Annotated in this window: 13 protein-coding genes and 1 tRNA gene; 11 read left to right on the plus strand and 3 right to left on the minus strand. The window is 67.1% G+C overall.

The genetic code is table 11. The features are described from left to right. Positions 1-242 precede the first annotated feature (242 nt). The 3 genes from EA796_RS04575 (at position 243) to nahK (ending at position 5397) form a co-directional block, all read left to right on the plus strand. The gene (locus EA796_RS04575) at positions 243-1427 is read left to right on the plus strand and encodes a porin (protein ID WP_021444928.1); all 1185 of its coding nucleotides are present in this window, start codon (positions 243-245) and stop codon (positions 1425-1427) included. 231 nt (positions 1428-1658) lie between these two features. Further along, complete coding sequence (nosP, locus tag EA796_RS04580) at positions 1659-2813, plus strand: nitric oxide-sensing protein NosP (protein ID WP_122107707.1); 1155 nt, start codon at positions 1659-1661, stop codon at positions 2811-2813. Then, the gene (gene nahK / locus EA796_RS04585; RefSeq protein WP_178082532.1) at positions 2752-5397 is read left to right on the plus strand and encodes a hybrid sensor histidine kinase/response regulator NahK/ErcS'; all 2646 of its coding nucleotides are present in this window, start codon (positions 2752-2754) and stop codon (positions 5395-5397) included. Before nosP ends, nahK begins: the two co-directional genes overlap by 62 nt. Before the next feature lie 264 nt (positions 5398-5661). Here the strand turns inward: nahK and EA796_RS04590 are convergent, their stop codons facing one another. Continuing rightward, entirely contained in the window at positions 5662-6351 is a 690-nt protein-coding gene (locus EA796_RS04590) for a crotonase/enoyl-CoA hydratase family protein (protein WP_122107709.1), read from the minus strand. Positions 6352-6536: 185 nt separating this feature from the next. Between EA796_RS04590 and EA796_RS04595 the strand changes: the two genes are divergently transcribed. The 5 genes from EA796_RS04595 (at position 6537) to efp (ending at position 9610) form a co-directional block, all read left to right on the plus strand. After that, positions 6537-6755 carry a hypothetical protein gene (locus tag EA796_RS04595; RefSeq protein WP_122107710.1) on the plus strand — a complete coding sequence of 73 codons (219 nt, stop codon included), beginning with the start codon at positions 6537-6539 and terminating at the stop codon, positions 6753-6755. A gap of 94 nt (positions 6756-6849) precedes the next feature. Further along, a tRNA-Ser gene (locus tag EA796_RS04600) sits at positions 6850-6939 on the plus strand. A 604-nt stretch (positions 6940-7543) separates the two neighbouring features. Beyond that, positions 7544-7750 (plus strand): hypothetical protein, encoded by a 207-nt coding sequence (locus EA796_RS04610; RefSeq protein WP_122107712.1) that lies wholly within the window; start codon positions 7544-7546, stop codon positions 7748-7750. 107 nt (positions 7751-7857) lie between these two features. Continuing rightward, positions 7858-9000: an elongation factor P maturation arginine rhamnosyltransferase EarP gene (gene earP, locus EA796_RS04615; protein WP_122107713.1), complete on the plus strand. Its 1143-nt coding sequence runs from the start codon at positions 7858-7860 to the stop codon at positions 8998-9000. 34 nt (positions 9001-9034) lie between these two features. Next, positions 9035-9610 carry an elongation factor P gene (efp, locus tag EA796_RS04620; RefSeq protein ID WP_031303472.1) on the plus strand — a complete coding sequence of 192 codons (576 nt, stop codon included), beginning with the start codon at positions 9035-9037 and terminating at the stop codon, positions 9608-9610. A 97-nt stretch (positions 9611-9707) separates the two neighbouring features. On the opposite strand, the gene EA796_RS04625 is transcribed toward efp, so the two are convergent. Further along, complete coding sequence (locus tag EA796_RS04625; RefSeq protein ID WP_122107714.1) at positions 9708-10670, minus strand: LysR family transcriptional regulator; 963 nt, start codon at positions 10668-10670, stop codon at positions 9708-9710. Positions 10671-10770: 100 nt separating this feature from the next. On the opposite strand from EA796_RS04625, the gene EA796_RS04630 reads away from it, so the two are divergent. Further along, positions 10771-11523 carry a sulfite exporter TauE/SafE family protein gene (locus EA796_RS04630; protein ID WP_122107715.1) on the plus strand — a complete coding sequence of 251 codons (753 nt, stop codon included), beginning with the start codon at positions 10771-10773 and terminating at the stop codon, positions 11521-11523. Positions 11524-11553: 30 nt separating this feature from the next. On the opposite strand, the gene EA796_RS04635 is transcribed toward EA796_RS04630, so the two are convergent. After that, on the minus strand, positions 11554-12408 hold the full coding sequence (locus EA796_RS04635; protein WP_021444561.1) for a LysR substrate-binding domain-containing protein: 855 nt from the start codon (positions 12406-12408) through the stop codon (positions 11554-11556). 97 nt (positions 12409-12505) lie between these two features. On the opposite strand from EA796_RS04635, the gene EA796_RS04640 reads away from it, so the two are divergent. Both EA796_RS04640 and EA796_RS04645 read left to right on the plus strand, forming a co-directional pair. Next, entirely contained in the window at positions 12506-12739 is a 234-nt protein-coding gene (locus tag EA796_RS04640) for a DUF1127 domain-containing protein (RefSeq protein WP_122107716.1), read from the plus strand. A gap of 223 nt (positions 12740-12962) precedes the next feature. Then, positions 12963-13445, plus strand: coding sequence for a DUF3291 domain-containing protein (locus EA796_RS04645; RefSeq protein WP_122107717.1), 483 nt, complete (start codon positions 12963-12965; stop codon positions 13443-13445). Positions 13446-13451: the final 6 nt, after the last annotated feature.

Raw genomic sequence — 13451 nt, forward strand, 5'->3', positions numbered from 1 at the left:
TAGGGTTTGCCGCCGGTAGTCGGTGCGCCTCGCGCTTCTACGCCCAAGGATTGTCCCGGTACTACGACCTTTCGCCCGCTACCGGTAGCGGGTCGGTCGCGGGCCGCCCGGGGCAAGTCGGGCAGGGCGCGCCAAAGCAGCGGGCAAACGCTGCCAAGGCAGCGTATGGCCGCTCCCGGCGCCTTTCGATAATCGCCTCCGACCTGACTGCCCTGGCGGTCGCCACTCAAGCGGAGAGCGTTATGCACAACAAGAAGATCGCCAACCCCCGGTTTCTGCCCCTTGCCTTGACTGCGGCCGTCGCCCTGGCCGGTGCCCAGCAGGCCGCCGCCGAGATCGTCCTGTACGACCAGGACGACACCACCTTCTCCACCGACGGCTACATCAACGCCTTCTACGTCAACAGCGACGTGGATCGCGAAGGCGAGCAGTTCGACCGCCGCCAGTCGCGGGTGAAGATGGGCTTTCTGCCCAACTGGATCGGCTTCAACTTCGGCAAGCAGATCGACGATCTCAAGCTCGGCGGGCGTTCCTCGTTCTGGGTGACCATCAACGACAGCGAGCAGAACGGCACCGACACCGCCATCGACGTGCGCCAGTTCTACGGCACCGTGGCCAACCCGGAGTGGGGCGAGGTGCTGGTGGGCAAGGACTTCGGCCTGTTCTCGCGCTCCAACATCTTCCTCGACGAACTGCTGGCCGGTTACGGCAACGTCTCCGATACCCTCGGCCTGGTCGACGGCACCGGGGTGTCCTTCGGCAACATTGGTACCGGCTATCCGTACCCGTTCCCCACCTCGCAGATCACCTACCGCAACAACCACCTGGCCGAGGGCCTGCGCCTGGCGGTCGGCATCATGGACCCGGTGGACACCAACGACGACAGCGCCGTGGGCAAGGCCTACCAGGAAGAGCCGCGTTTCGAATCGGAGGTCAGCTACCAGTTCGACCTGGGTGGTTCGACCATCTACACCTGGGTCAACGGCGCCTACCAGACCTCGGAAAACACCGACGACAGCGTCGATACCGTGACCTCCAAGGGCCTCGGCTACGGCGTGCAGGCCAAGTTCGGCGGCCTCTCGCTGACCGGCTCGGGCTTCCAGGCCAAGGGCATCAACCCCTTCTTCACCAACAACCTGGGCGAGCCGACCCTGCGCGACATCGACAGCGACGGCTACCTGCTGCAGGGCTCCTACACCTGGGGCAAGAACCGCGTGGCACTGTCCTACGGCAAGACCGAGGACGACGGCAACGGCCTGGGCGTGGCGGCCGACTACGAGACCCGCGGTCTGGCCTACTTCCGCACCATCAACGACAACCTCAAGCTGGTCGCCGAGTACAACCAGTACGAGATCGATGCCGCCGAGGGCAGCGGTCTGAACGAGGACACCGACACCTTCGCCGTGGGCGCCGTGCTCAGCTGGTAAACACCGTTGCACAGGGCCGGGCAGGGGGCGACCGCTGCCCGGTCTTTTTTTGCCTGCGCTTCGTAAGATGCGCCGTGCGCACCAGGTTCCCGGTTACCGCTGCTGCGCCCGGCCTGGCGGCCCCGCGACACCCTACCTAGGAAGGCCCGACCCAGTACTCAAGTAGCATGGGGCAGCCATCCTCCGCTTCGTAGAATTTCCCCCTATCCAGCAGGTGTATTGGGGCGTCTTATGGCCTTGGAACAGTCGGAAGGCGTGCTCAGCGCCGTTTCCAGCGCAAAGGATGTGGAGCAGGCCGCCCAGGAGCTGGCGCGCCAGCTGATCCATCCCTACCTCGGCTTCGTGCTGTTCTTCTGCTCGGCCGAGTACGACCTCGAAGCCCTCGGCCGGGCCCTGGAGCAGCACTTCGGCGGTGTCAGCCTGGTCGGCTGCACCAGCGCCGGCGAGATCACCCCGCAGGGCTACGGCCGCGGCTGCGTGGTGGCGCTGGGCTTCGACCTGCGCTGCTTCTCCATCGCCAGCGCGCTGATCGACGAGATGGAGCGCTTCAACCTGCTCGATGCGCAGCAGCTGGTCGACGGCCTGGTGCGCGACTGCCGAAGCAACGAGCTGGCCTCGATCAAGGGCCACAGCTTCGCCCTGACCCTGCTCGACGGTCTGTCCAGCCGCGAGGAGCTGGTGCTCGGCGCGCTCAGTGCGGCGCTGGGCAGCATCCCGCACTTCGGCGGCTCGGCCGGCGACGACAACCACCTGACCCACACCCACGTCTACCACGGTGGGCGCTTTCACAGCGGCGCCGCGGTGGTGGTGCTGTTCAACACCTGGCTCGACTTCGAGGTGTTCAGCACCCACCACATCCAGCCCAGCGGCGAGAAACTGGTGGTGACCCGCGCCGACAGCGCCAGCCGGCGGGTCTACGAGCTCAACGCCGCGCCGGCAGCGCAGGAATACGCCGAGCTGATCGGCGTGCCGCTCGACGCCCTGGACCACCGGGTGTTCGCCGCCTATCCGCTGGCGGTGCGCATCAGCGATCACTACTACGTGCGCTCGATCCAGCAGGTGCACGACGACCTCAGCCTGAGCTTCTACTGCGCGGTGGAGAACGGCATCGTCCTCACCGCCATGCGCCCCGGGCCGCTGCTGCCGAATCTCGAGCAGCTGTTCGCCGGCCTCGAGCAGCGCCTCGGTCCGCTGCTGCTGACCATCGGCTGCGACTGTTTCCTGCGCCGCCTGGAGATCGAGAACGACGGCGGCAGCCTGCCGGTGTCGGCCTTTCTGCGTCGGCAGCGGGTGATCGGCTTCAACTCCTACGGAGAGCAGTTCAATGGCATGCACATCAATCAGACCTTCACCGGAGTCGCCATTGGCCGCCCTGGTCGCGGCTGATGGCGCCGAGCTGCAGGTGCGCCTGGCCGCGCTGGAAGGCGAGAACGCCAAGCTCAGGCGGATCAACGCCGCGCTGATCGAGCGGGTGGAGTCGATCCACTCGCGTGGTGACGATGCCTACGCCGCCTTCCAGCACTCGGTGGTACTGGCCGAGCAGGTGCGCGAGCGCACCGACGCGCTGAACCAGGCGATGGCCGAACTGAAATCCAGCAACCAGCTGCTCAGCGACGCGCGGCTGCGCGCCGAGACCGCCCACCAGCACCTGATCGACGCCATCGAGAGCATCTCCGACGCCTTCGTGCTGTTCGACGACCGCCAGCGCATCGTGCTGTTCAACAGCCGCTTCAAGGCGCTATGGGCGCGCAGCCGGGCGCGCATCGGCACCGGTACTCGGCTGGAGGAGATCAGGCGCCTGAGTCGCAGCACCGGCCTGGTGGTGGAGGCGCAGCTGGGCAAGGAGGGCGAGCCGAGCCTGTTCCGCCTGCAGGATGGGCGCTGGGTGCAGGTCAGCGAGCGGCCGACCCGCGAGGGCGGGCTGGTGATCCTCTACACCGACATCACCGAGGTCAAGCAGAGCGAGGCGCTGCGCCGCGAACAGGCCCTGGCGCAGAAATCGCGGCTGCTGCAGCGCGCGGTGGACAACCTGTCCCAGGGCATGGCCATGGTCAACGCCGAGGGCGCGCTGGAGCTGTGGAACCACCGCTTCCTCGAACTCTGCGGCCTGGCGCCGATCAGCGCGCATCGGCCCTTCGCCGAGGTGATGGCCGAAAGCGAGCTGGAGCCGCTGACCCCGGCCAGCCGCGATATCGCCGGCAAGCCGCTGCGCCAGGTGGAGGTGCGTCTGTTCGACGGGCGCATGCTCGAGGTGCGCACCCATCCGCTGCCCACCGGCGGCTTCGTCAACACCTTCACCGACATCACCGAGCGCCACCGCCAGGCCCAGGCGCTGAGCGACAGCGAGCGCTGGATCCGCCTGATCACCGACCACGTGCCGGCGCTGATCGCCTACCTGTCGGCCGACCTGGTCTACGAGTTCACCAACAAGGTCTACGAGGAGTGGTACTGCTGGCCGCGCGGCGCCATGCTCGGCCAGAGCCTGCGCGAGGTGCACAGCGAGGAACATTGCCGGCGCCTGGAACCCTACGTCGAGCGGGCGCTGTCCGGCGAGAGCGTGACCTTCGAGTTCGCCGAAACCAACCACAGCGGCCAGGAGCGCTACATGCTGCGTTCCTACGTGCCCAACCGCCAGGCCAGCGGCGAGGTGGTGGGGATCTTCGTGCTGATCCGCGACATCACCGAGCGCCGGCGCACCGCCGAGGCGCTGCACCAGGCCTACCAGCACCTGGAGCAGCGCGTGCGCGAGCGCACCGCCGAGCTGACCACGGTCAACGAGCAGCTGCGCCGCGAGATCGACGAACGCACGCAGATGGCGGCGCGCCTGCGCGAGGCCAAGGGCGAGGCCGAACAGGCCAACCTGTCCAAGACCAAGTTCCTCGCCGCGGTCAGCCACGACCTGCTGCAGCCGCTCAACGCCGCGCGGCTGTTCACCAGCGCGCTGCTGGAGAAGGACGACCTGTCCGGCTGCGCGCCGCTGGTGCGCAACGTCAGCAACTCGCTGGAGGACGTCGAGAGCCTGCTCGGCACCCTGGTGGACATTTCCAAGCTCGACGCCGGGGTGATCAAGCCGGACATCGCGCCGTTCGCCGTCAGCGAGCTGCTGGAGAACCTCGCCGCCGAATACCACCAGATCGCCCGCAGCGAGGGCCTGCGCCTGGACTACCTGCCCAGCTCGGCGCTGGTACGCAGCGACGTGCAGTTGCTGGCGCGGATTCTGCGCAATTTCCTCAGCAACGCCATCCGCTACACCGCCAGCGGGCGCATCCTGCTCGGCTGCCGGCGGCGCGGCAACAGCCTGTCGATCGAGGTCTGGGACAGTGGCATCGGCATCGCACCGGACAAGCTCGGCGAGATCTTCCAGGAGTTCAAGCGCGGCGACACGGTGCAGCGCAAGCAGGACCGCGGCCTCGGCCTGGGCCTGGCCATAGTCGACAAGATCGCGCGCATGCTCGGCCACCGCATCCGCGTGGCCTCGCAGCCGGGCAGGGGCTCGATGTTCGCCGTCGAGGTGCCGCTGACTCGCCTGGCGCCCAAGGCGCGGGCGCTGCACGACAGCCCGGACCAGCTGCTCGAGCGCCTCTCCGGAGCGCGGGTGTGGGTGCTGGATAACGACGCGGCGATCTGCGCCGGCATGCGCACCCTGCTCGAAGGCTGGGGCTGCCGGGTGGTCACGGCGTTGTCGGAGGAAGACCTGGCGCGCCAGGTGGACAACTACCACGCCGAGGCCGACCTGCTGATCGCCGACTACCACCTCGACGACGAACGCAATGGCGTCGACGCGGTGGCGCAGATCAACGCCCGGCGCAGCGCTGCGCTACCGGCGCTGATGATCACCGCCAACTACAGCAACGAGCTCAAGCAGCAGATGCGCGAGCTGGGCCACAGCCTGCTGCACAAGCCGGTACGGCCGATGAAGCTGAAGGCGGCGATGAGTCATCTGCTCGAACGCGGCGGCTTGGGCGCCTAGGAGCAGGCGCTTCGCCCGTGGCCCGGATGCAATCCGGGGATACACTCAAGTCAGGCCAGCCGTCCCGGATTGCATCCGGGCTGCTGATAGAGAAAGACAATGTCGCCAGCCCCTGTAGGAGCGGATTCATCCGCGAAATTCGCGGCTGAAACGGTGCGCCCCCGGCCGCGCCATAAAAACGCCGGATCGGAGCATCGACACATAGCGGGGCATAGCCAACAAAAAGCCCGGCATCAGGCCGGGCTCGGATAAAGCGGGACGGCCTCAGATCAGATGCTGCTTGTCCAGCTCGATGGCCGCGTCCAAGGTCTCCAGCAGCGCCTTGCGCACTTTCAGCTTGGTGTTGCGGTGCGCGGTCATGTTGATCTTCTTCATCTGCTGCGCCACGGCGTTGGCAACGGCCATCAGCTCGCCGACCGGCACCACCTTGTCGAGGAAACCGGCGTCCACCGCGCCCTGCGGATCGAACATCTCGCCGTTGATCACCGAGCGGTGGAAAGCCGACTTGCGCAGGCGGTCGCGCGCCAGTTCGATGCCGACGTGGTGCATGGTCATGCCGATCTGTACCTCGTTCAGGCCGATATTGAACGGCCCCTCGACGCCGATGCGGTAGTCGGCCGACAGCAGGATGAAGGCGCCCTTGGCCACCGCATGGCCCGGGCAGGCGACGATGATCGGGTAGGGGTGGGCGAGCATGCGCCGCGCCAGGGTCGAGCCGGCCGCCACCAGGTTGATCGCGTTCTGCGGGCCGGAGGTCATCACCTTGAGGTCGTAGCCACCGGAGAGGATGCCCGGCTGGCCGGTGACGATGACGATGGCGCGATCCTGCTCGGCGCGGTCCAGCGCGGCATTGAAGGCGGCGATCACGTCGGGGGAGATGGCGTTGACCTTGCCGTTGCTCAGGGTCAGGGTGGCGATGCCGTCTTCGAGTTGGTAGCTGATCAGGTCGCTCATGGCAGTTTCCTTATTAAGGCCGCGGGGCTGAATGTGGGCAGAAGGTACTCAGCCGCACCGCTGCGGTAAAGCGCCGCGGCTGACCGGCGGGTCAGCGATTTCGCCTATTGCCGCGATGGCCGATGGCAATTGGTCGAGGGTTAGGGGCGGTAACTAGAGTGGGCGGCGAATCGAAGGAGTCACCCATGAATCTGTTGTCGTCCATCCTCTGCGTCGCCGCGGCGCTCGTCCTGCTGCTGGTCTCGGTGCTGATCGGCGAGCGCCCGCAGCTGCACAACCCGCTCGGCGTGCTGGCCCTGTTCTCCGTCGGCCTGTTCATCTCCCTGGGTTTTCTGCTGTTCGGCCACATGCGCTTCGACGAGCTGCTCGGCGAGCGCCGCGGCGAAGACCCGTCCTGCTCTTAAGCGCATGAATCTTCTGAAAAAAAATTTGCCATCGAGAAAACATTCGACTACATTAGCGCGCCTCGACGGGCTACACGCAAAAACGTCGAGATCCGGTGAAGTGTCCGAGTGGTTGAAGGAGCACGCCTGGAAAGTGTGTATACGGGAAACCGTATCAAGAGTTCGAATCTCTTCTTCACCGCCACTTTCAAAAAGCCCAGCCTTGCGCTGGGCTTTTTCGTTTTCGCCTGGTCAGCCTTTACGGCGCCTGCGCTCGGCAGGCGCCGCTCGCTAGCGGCTTCGGGCGTGCTGGCCTGCGCATCGCGAGCGCTCCCGAGGCCGGTCAAATCCAGAGCGCCGCAGTCTCTCTATTTCCGGTACTCCGCCGTCTATCCGCGTGCCAGAGTGGTGCGTGTGACGCGGGGCAATTTGTATGGTTTGTAAATACGCTTAACTGGCAAATAACAGTAAATATCATGAACTGCGATTCCGGCTGGCGGCAGCGGAGCGCTGTCGAGGTTCCCGGCGTTCGTGGCACCTGCTGGGCGGTCCTTTCTCTTTTGCGGAGAGATACGCCCAGGCAGCCGTGCTTCAAACTCAGCCCGTTGACTCTGGCCATGCTGATGGCCGGCGCCCCCTACGCCCTGGCCGCGGATGCGCCCGTCGTGCTGGCTCTCTATCAAGCGGACATCTGAGCGGCCGGCCGCGATCCATTGGCAATAACCATGGTGACTATCGAAAGCACTGATTTCCGCGCGGCCGGCCAGGCGCCTAAGGTGGACTCAACGCAGATTCAGTTGGAGGTCGTTATGTCCCGTATCGATGTGGTGTCCCTGGTCGGCAGCGCCGTACCCGCCGAACTCAGGTCCGACGGCCATATGGCGTGCTGGCTGCTGATGGTCGACGGCCAGCCCAAGGCCGGCCCCTTCGCCTCGCGCGAGGCCGCGCTGGCCTGCCAGGCGGTGTGGCTGCTGAGCACCGCCGCGCGCGACGAGGGCGCCGCGCTGCTGGCCTGATCCCATGGTTTTCCTGCGCGTGCTCCCGCGCTCCCCTTGGCCCGCCTCTGGCGGGCTTTTTCTTGTTCGCGAGGTACACTGGCGGCCTTTTTCCGAGGGGCGCATGCGTGGCGAAGTGGGACATTTTCTGCAGCGTGGTGGATAACTACGGCGATATCGGGGTGACCTGGCGTCTGGCGCGTCAGCTGGCCGCCGAGCACGGCCATGCGGTGCGCCTGTGGGTGGACGAGCTGGCCGCCTTCGCGCGCCTGTGCCCCGAGGCCAGCACCACGGCCGCCCGCCAGCAGCTGGCCGGCGTCGAGCTGTGTCACTGGAGTGCGCCCTGGCCCGTGGTGGAGCCGGCCGAGGTGGTGATCGAGGCCTTCGCCTGCCACCTGCCGCCCACCTATATAGAGGCGATGGCCGCCAGCGGGGCGCGGCGGCTGTGGCTGAACCTGGAATACCTCAGCGCCGAGGACTGGGTGGCCGGCTGCCATGGCTTGCCGTCGCCGCAGCCGGGCGGCTTGCAGAAATTCTTCTTCTTTCCCGGCTTCGTCGCTGGCACCGGCGGCCTGCTGCGCGAGGGCGATCTGCTGGCGCGGCGGCGCGCCTTCCAGGCTGATGCAGCGGCGCAGCAGGTCTTTCTCCAGCGTCTCGGCGTGACGCGCCAGGCCGGCGCGCGGCTGATCTCGCTGTTCGCCTACGAGAACCCGGGGCTGGCGGACTGGCTGCAGGCGCTGGCGGACGAGCGCCAGGCCAGTCAGCTGCTGGTGCCGCAGGGCAAGATCCTCGGCGACCTGCAGGCCTGGCTCGGCGAGGACGGGCTGGTCCCCGGCGACCGCCGGCAGCGCGGCAGCCTGCAGATCCAGGTGTTGCCGTTCATGGCGCAGGACGACTACGACCGCTTGCTCTGGTGCTGCGACCTCAATGCGGTGCGCGGCGAGGATTCCTTCGTCCGCGCGCAGTGGGCCGGGCGACCGCTGCTCTGGCACATCTATCAGCAGGAGGAGGGCGCCCACTGGGACAAGCTGGAAGCTTTTCTGGCGCTGTACGGCGCCGAACTGTCGCCCGCGGCGGCCGCAGCCCTGGGCGAATTGTGCCGCGCCTGGAACGCCGGCAAGGGCATGGGCGAGGCCTGGGACAGGCTGTTGCCGGTCTGGCCGGAGCTGGCGGCGCACGCCGAGCGCTGGTGCGTTGAGCAGGCCGCTCGGCCGGACCTTGCCACGGCGCTGGAACAGTTTTACCGAAATTGGCTATCATACGCGGCCTAGATTTCTGTACCTCCCGCATATTTCGGATATTCGTATGAAAACCGCACAAGAAATGAAGCCCAACAGCGTGGCCCTGATCGACGGCCAGCCGTGGCTGATCCAGAAGGCCGAGTTCACCAAGTCCGGCCGTAACAGCGCCATCGTCAAGATGAAGCTGAAGAACCTGCTCAACGGCTCCAAGACCGAGACCGTGTACAAGGCCGACGACAAGATGGAGCCGGTGATCCTCGAGCGCAAGGAAGTGACCCTGTCCTACATCAGCGGTGAGGACTACGTGTTCATGGATCCGGAGTACAACTCCTACGAATTGCGCGCCGAAGACCTGGAAAGCGTCCTGCCGTTCATCGAAGAAGGTATGACCGACGTCTGCGAAGCCGTGTTCTTCGAAGGCAAGGTGATCTCCGTCGACCTGCCGACCACCATCGTGCGTCAGGTGGTGTACACCGAGAACGCCGCCCGTGGCGACACCTCCGGCAAGGTGATGAAGCCGGCCAAGCTGCGCAACGGCACCGAGATCAAGGTCGCCGAGTTCGTCGGCATCGACGACTGGATCGAGATCGACACCCGTGACGGTTCCTACAAGGGCCGCACCCAGGCGCCGCAAGCCTAAGCCTGCGCGTCAGACAAAACCCGGCCTTGCGCCGGGTTTTTTGTGCCCGGGATTCGGGCTCTGCCGCCGGCAAGGCTCCTCCCACGTATTCCCCGTGCTATTGCTGCGGCGTCGCCAGGCCGGCCTGCAGGGCCTGGTCCCAGGGCGGCGGGAAGCCGAAGCGCTGCTTGAGAAAGCTCAGCAGCAGGCGCGTGCGCGGGCTGGCTTCGCGTTCCAGGCGCAGGGCGTAGATGCTCACCGGCTCTGCCGGCGGCAGGCCGGTCTCGCAGAACAGCGGCAGCAGTTCGCCGCGCTGCAGGTGCTCGCTGCTCAGCCAGGTCGGCAGGTGGGCGATGCCCAGGCCGGCGAGGGCGCTGAACAGCAGGGTTTCGGCGTTGTTGGTGGTCAGGCGCAGGCGCTTGGGCTTGCACAGCTGCAGCTTGCCGTCCGCCTCGAAGCGCCAGGCGTAGGGCGGCGCCAGGCTGTCCCAGTCGAGGCCGTCGTGCTGCTCCAGCTCCAGCGGGCTGCGCGGAATGCCGCGGCGGCGCAGGTAGTCCGGGCTGGCGCAGAGGATGCGGGTCATCGAGGCCAGCGGCGTGGCGACCAGGCGACTGTCCGGCAGCGGGCCGATGCGCACGACTATGTCCACTTCGCCGAGGTGTTCGCCGTGCAGGTCGGTGAAGCTGTCGATCAGGCGCAGCTGCACGTCCAGCCCGGGGTTGGCGCCGAGAAACTCGGCGATGGCCGGGGCCAGGTGGCGGCGGCCGAAGGGCGAGGGCGCGTCGATGCGGATCAGCCCCTCCGGCGCGCTGCTCAGCGACACCGCCTCGGCGCGCGCCAGGTGCAGTTCGGCGAGGATGCGCCGGGCGCGTTCGGCGAAGGCCAGGCCGGCCGGAGTGACGCGTACCGCGTGGGTGCTGCGGCTGAACAGGCTGCTGCCGAGGCCGCGCTCCAGGGCGTCGATGCGCCGCGCCACCGCCGAGGGCGTCAGCGGGTGGCGGCGCGCGGCGGCGGAGAAGCTGCCGGCCTCCAGCACGTCGAGAAAGAGTTGCAGCTGGTCGGTCAGGGCATCGGGGTTCATGGCGACTCTGTTGTGCGTGATAAGCGCAGCCATTGTGCGCGGCTATGCGTTTCCGCGCCAGCCGCCCCTGATTAGCATGCGCCCATTGCCTGGAGGTGCCATGAATCTGCTCGATCTATCGCTGAATCTGTTGCTGGGCCTGAGTCTGGGCACCCTGGGCGGGCTGTTCGGCATCGGCGGCGGGCTGATCGCCATTCCGGTGCTCGGCGTGCTGTTCGGCCTGGATCAGCAACTGGCCCAGGGCACAGCCCTGGTGATGGTGGTGCCCAACGTGATGCTGGCGCTGTGGCGCTACCACCAGCGCAACCGCATCGATCCGCGCCACGCACTGCTGCTCGGCGGCTCCAGCCTGCTCTGCGCCTGGCTGGCTTCGCTCTACGCGGTGGGGCTGGAGGCGCGCACCATGCGCTGGGCCTTCGTCGGCTTCCTGCTGGCCCTGGCCGGCTACAACCTGCTGCGCATGTCGATGCGCCAGGCGCCGGCCAGCGCCGAGCTGCGTCATCCCTGGGGCTGGTTCGGCGCGCTGGGCGGAGTCTCCGGCGCCATGGGCGGGCTGTTCGGCGTCGGTGGTGCGGTGGTGGCCACGCCGGTGCTGACCAGCCTGTTCGGCACCAGCCAGGTGGTGGCCCAGGGGCTATCGCTGTCGCTGGCGCTGCCCAGCACCGGGGTGACCCTGCTGACCTACGCGCTGCACCAGCACGTCAACTGGTGGATGGGCGTGCCCCTGGCGGTGGGCGGGCTGCTCAGCATCAGCTGGGGCGTGCGCATGGCCCACGCGTTGCCGGAGCGCCTGTTGCGCAGCCTGTTCTGCGGTTTTCTGCTGGTCTGTGCGGCGCTGCTGGCCCTGGAGTAGCAGCGGCGGGCGCTGCTGGATTGCCTCCGGCTACAGGCGAAAGCCCTCGACTATATGCTCGGCCAGGCACTCGGTGACCGGCGACTGGCTGGCCTCGTTGCGCAGCAGCACGATGCTCGCCGAGGGCATGGCCGGCAGCCCCTCGGCCTCGCCGATGATGCGCATGTCCGGGGTGATCAGGCTCTGCAGCTGCGCGGTGATCGCCAAGCCGGCGCTGACCACCGCCATGATCGCCGACAGGCTGGGGCTGGTGTAGGCGATGCGGTACTCGCGCTCCATGGCGTCCAGCGCATTGCACGCCCAGGAGCGGCAGAAGCATTGCGAGTTGAACATCGCCAGCGGCAGCGGCTCCTGTTCGTGCGGGCTGAAGCCCTGGGCCTCGGCCCAGACGATGCGCTCCTGGCGCAGCAACTGGCCGATTTCCTTGCCCGGTTCGCGAGTGACGATGGTCAGGTCCAGATCCTGGCGCTGCAGCAGCTGGAACGAGGGTTCGCAGTGCAGCTCGACCTGCACCATGGGGTAGGCCTGGGCGAAGCGCGAGAGGATGCCGGGCATGAAGCGCATCACGTAGTCGTCCGGCGTGCCGATGCGCACGGTGCCGACCATGTGCGGCTCGCGCAGGGTGGTCAGCAGCTCGCCGTGCAGCTTGAGGATGCGTCGGGCGTAACCGAGCAGCAGCTGGCCCTCGGCGGTCAGGCTGACCTGGCGGCCGTCGCGCTGGAACAGCGGGCGCTGCATCACGTCTTCCTCGAGGCGCTTCATCTGCATGCTCACCGCCGATTGGGTGCGGTTGACCGCCTCGGCGGCGCGGGTGAAGCCGCCCTGGTCGACGATGGCGACGAAGGTACGCAGCAGTTCGCTGTCGATGCTTGGGTACAGGGCCATCCATCAATCTCCCAGATGCAGTGCATAAGAAACATTCGTTGGATTGATCTTAAGCCCGGCGCGAGACTGGCGCCAACCCCACAGGGAGGGCAAAGAGATGAAAGGTCAAAAAGGTTATGCCGTCGCTCAGCCGCTGCACTTCGCCGCTCCGCGCCTGGGCGCCCGCTTGCTGTCGATGGCGCGTCAGTTGCGCCGCTGGTGGCAGCTGGCCGAGCAGCGCCGCCGTCTGGGCATGCTCGACGATGCCGCGCTCAAGGACATCGGCCTGAGCCGCGCCGATGCGCTGCAGGAGAGCGAGCGGCCGTTCTGGGACGATCCGCTCAAGCGCTGAGAGCCTGTTCAAAGGCTCGCGAGCTAGAGCAATGCAAGGCAAAAACAGGCGAGGGCGCGGAGTTTACGAGCTGTAAATGAGCAGCCCGAGCCTGTTTTTAACGCAGCAGTGCCGACGCACAGCAGACTTTGAAGCGGTTCTGAGGCCGTGGCGCTGTGGGGCTCGCCGGCTCGGCAGCGCAGCCCAATAACCGCATCATGTAATGGATAGACAAGGAGTGCCCATGCCCGGTTACCACCTGGCCCAGCTGAACATCGCCAACCTGGCGGCGCCGCTGGATTCGCCGCCGCTGGCCGATTTCGTCGCCAATCTGCAGCGCATCAACGCCCTGGCCGAGGCCTCGCCGGGCTTCGTCTGGCGCCTCGCGGACGAGGGGGGCGACGCCACCGCGTTGAGCCCGTTCGGTGAGGACGTGCTGGTCAATCTGTCGCTCTGGCGCGACGTCGAGAGCCTGAGCGACTACGTCTACAAATCGGCCCACACCGAGATGCTCAAGCGCCGCCGCGAATGGTTCGAGCCGGTGGCGCAGGCGCATCTGGTGCTCTGGTGGGTGGCGGCCGGACAGCGGCCGAGCCTCGAGGAGGCGGCCGAACGTCTGCAGCGCCTGCGCCGCGAGGGGCCGACGCCTGCGGCCTTCAGCTTTCGCCAGCGCTTCCTGGCGCCCGACGCGCAGCCGTCGTTGCCACTGGAGCTGGCGCGCGACTAGTCTGGG

This window comes from Pseudomonas sp. AOB-7, from assembly GCF_003696305.1.
Lineage (GTDB): Bacteria > Pseudomonadota > Gammaproteobacteria > Pseudomonadales > Pseudomonadaceae > Aquipseudomonas.

Excerpts from the sequence above, each read along its gene's own strand:
- EA796_RS04645 (WP_122107717.1), top strand. The coding sequence starts at position 12,963 with ATGCCCGGTTACCACCTGGCCCAGCTGAACATCGCCAACCTGGCGGCG.
- EA796_RS04610 (WP_122107712.1), top strand. The coding sequence starts at position 7,544 with ATGTCCCGTATCGATGTGGTGTCCCTGGTCGGCAGCGCCGTACCCGCC.
- EA796_RS04630 (WP_122107715.1), top strand. The coding sequence starts at position 10,771 with ATGAATCTGCTCGATCTATCGCTGAATCTGTTGCTGGGCCTGAGTCTG.
- EA796_RS04590 (WP_122107709.1), bottom strand. The coding sequence starts at position 6,351 with ATGAGCGACCTGATCAGCTACCAACTCGAAGACGGCATCGCCACCCTG.
- EA796_RS04635 (WP_021444561.1), bottom strand. The coding sequence starts at position 12,408 with ATGGCCCTGTACCCAAGCATCGACAGCGAACTGCTGCGTACCTTCGTC.
- nahK (WP_178082532.1), top strand. The coding sequence starts at position 2,752 with ATGGCATGCACATCAATCAGACCTTCACCGGAGTCGCCATTGGCCGCC.
- efp (WP_031303472.1), top strand. The coding sequence starts at position 9,035 with ATGAAAACCGCACAAGAAATGAAGCCCAACAGCGTGGCCCTGATCGAC.
- EA796_RS04595 (WP_122107710.1), top strand. The coding sequence starts at position 6,537 with ATGAATCTGTTGTCGTCCATCCTCTGCGTCGCCGCGGCGCTCGTCCTG.
- EA796_RS04575 (WP_021444928.1), top strand. The coding sequence starts at position 243 with ATGCACAACAAGAAGATCGCCAACCCCCGGTTTCTGCCCCTTGCCTTG.
- EA796_RS04625 (WP_122107714.1), bottom strand. The coding sequence starts at position 10,670 with ATGAACCCCGATGCCCTGACCGACCAGCTGCAACTCTTTCTCGACGTG.
- nosP (WP_122107707.1), top strand. The coding sequence starts at position 1,659 with ATGGCCTTGGAACAGTCGGAAGGCGTGCTCAGCGCCGTTTCCAGCGCA.
- EA796_RS04640 (WP_122107716.1), top strand. The coding sequence starts at position 12,506 with ATGAAAGGTCAAAAAGGTTATGCCGTCGCTCAGCCGCTGCACTTCGCC.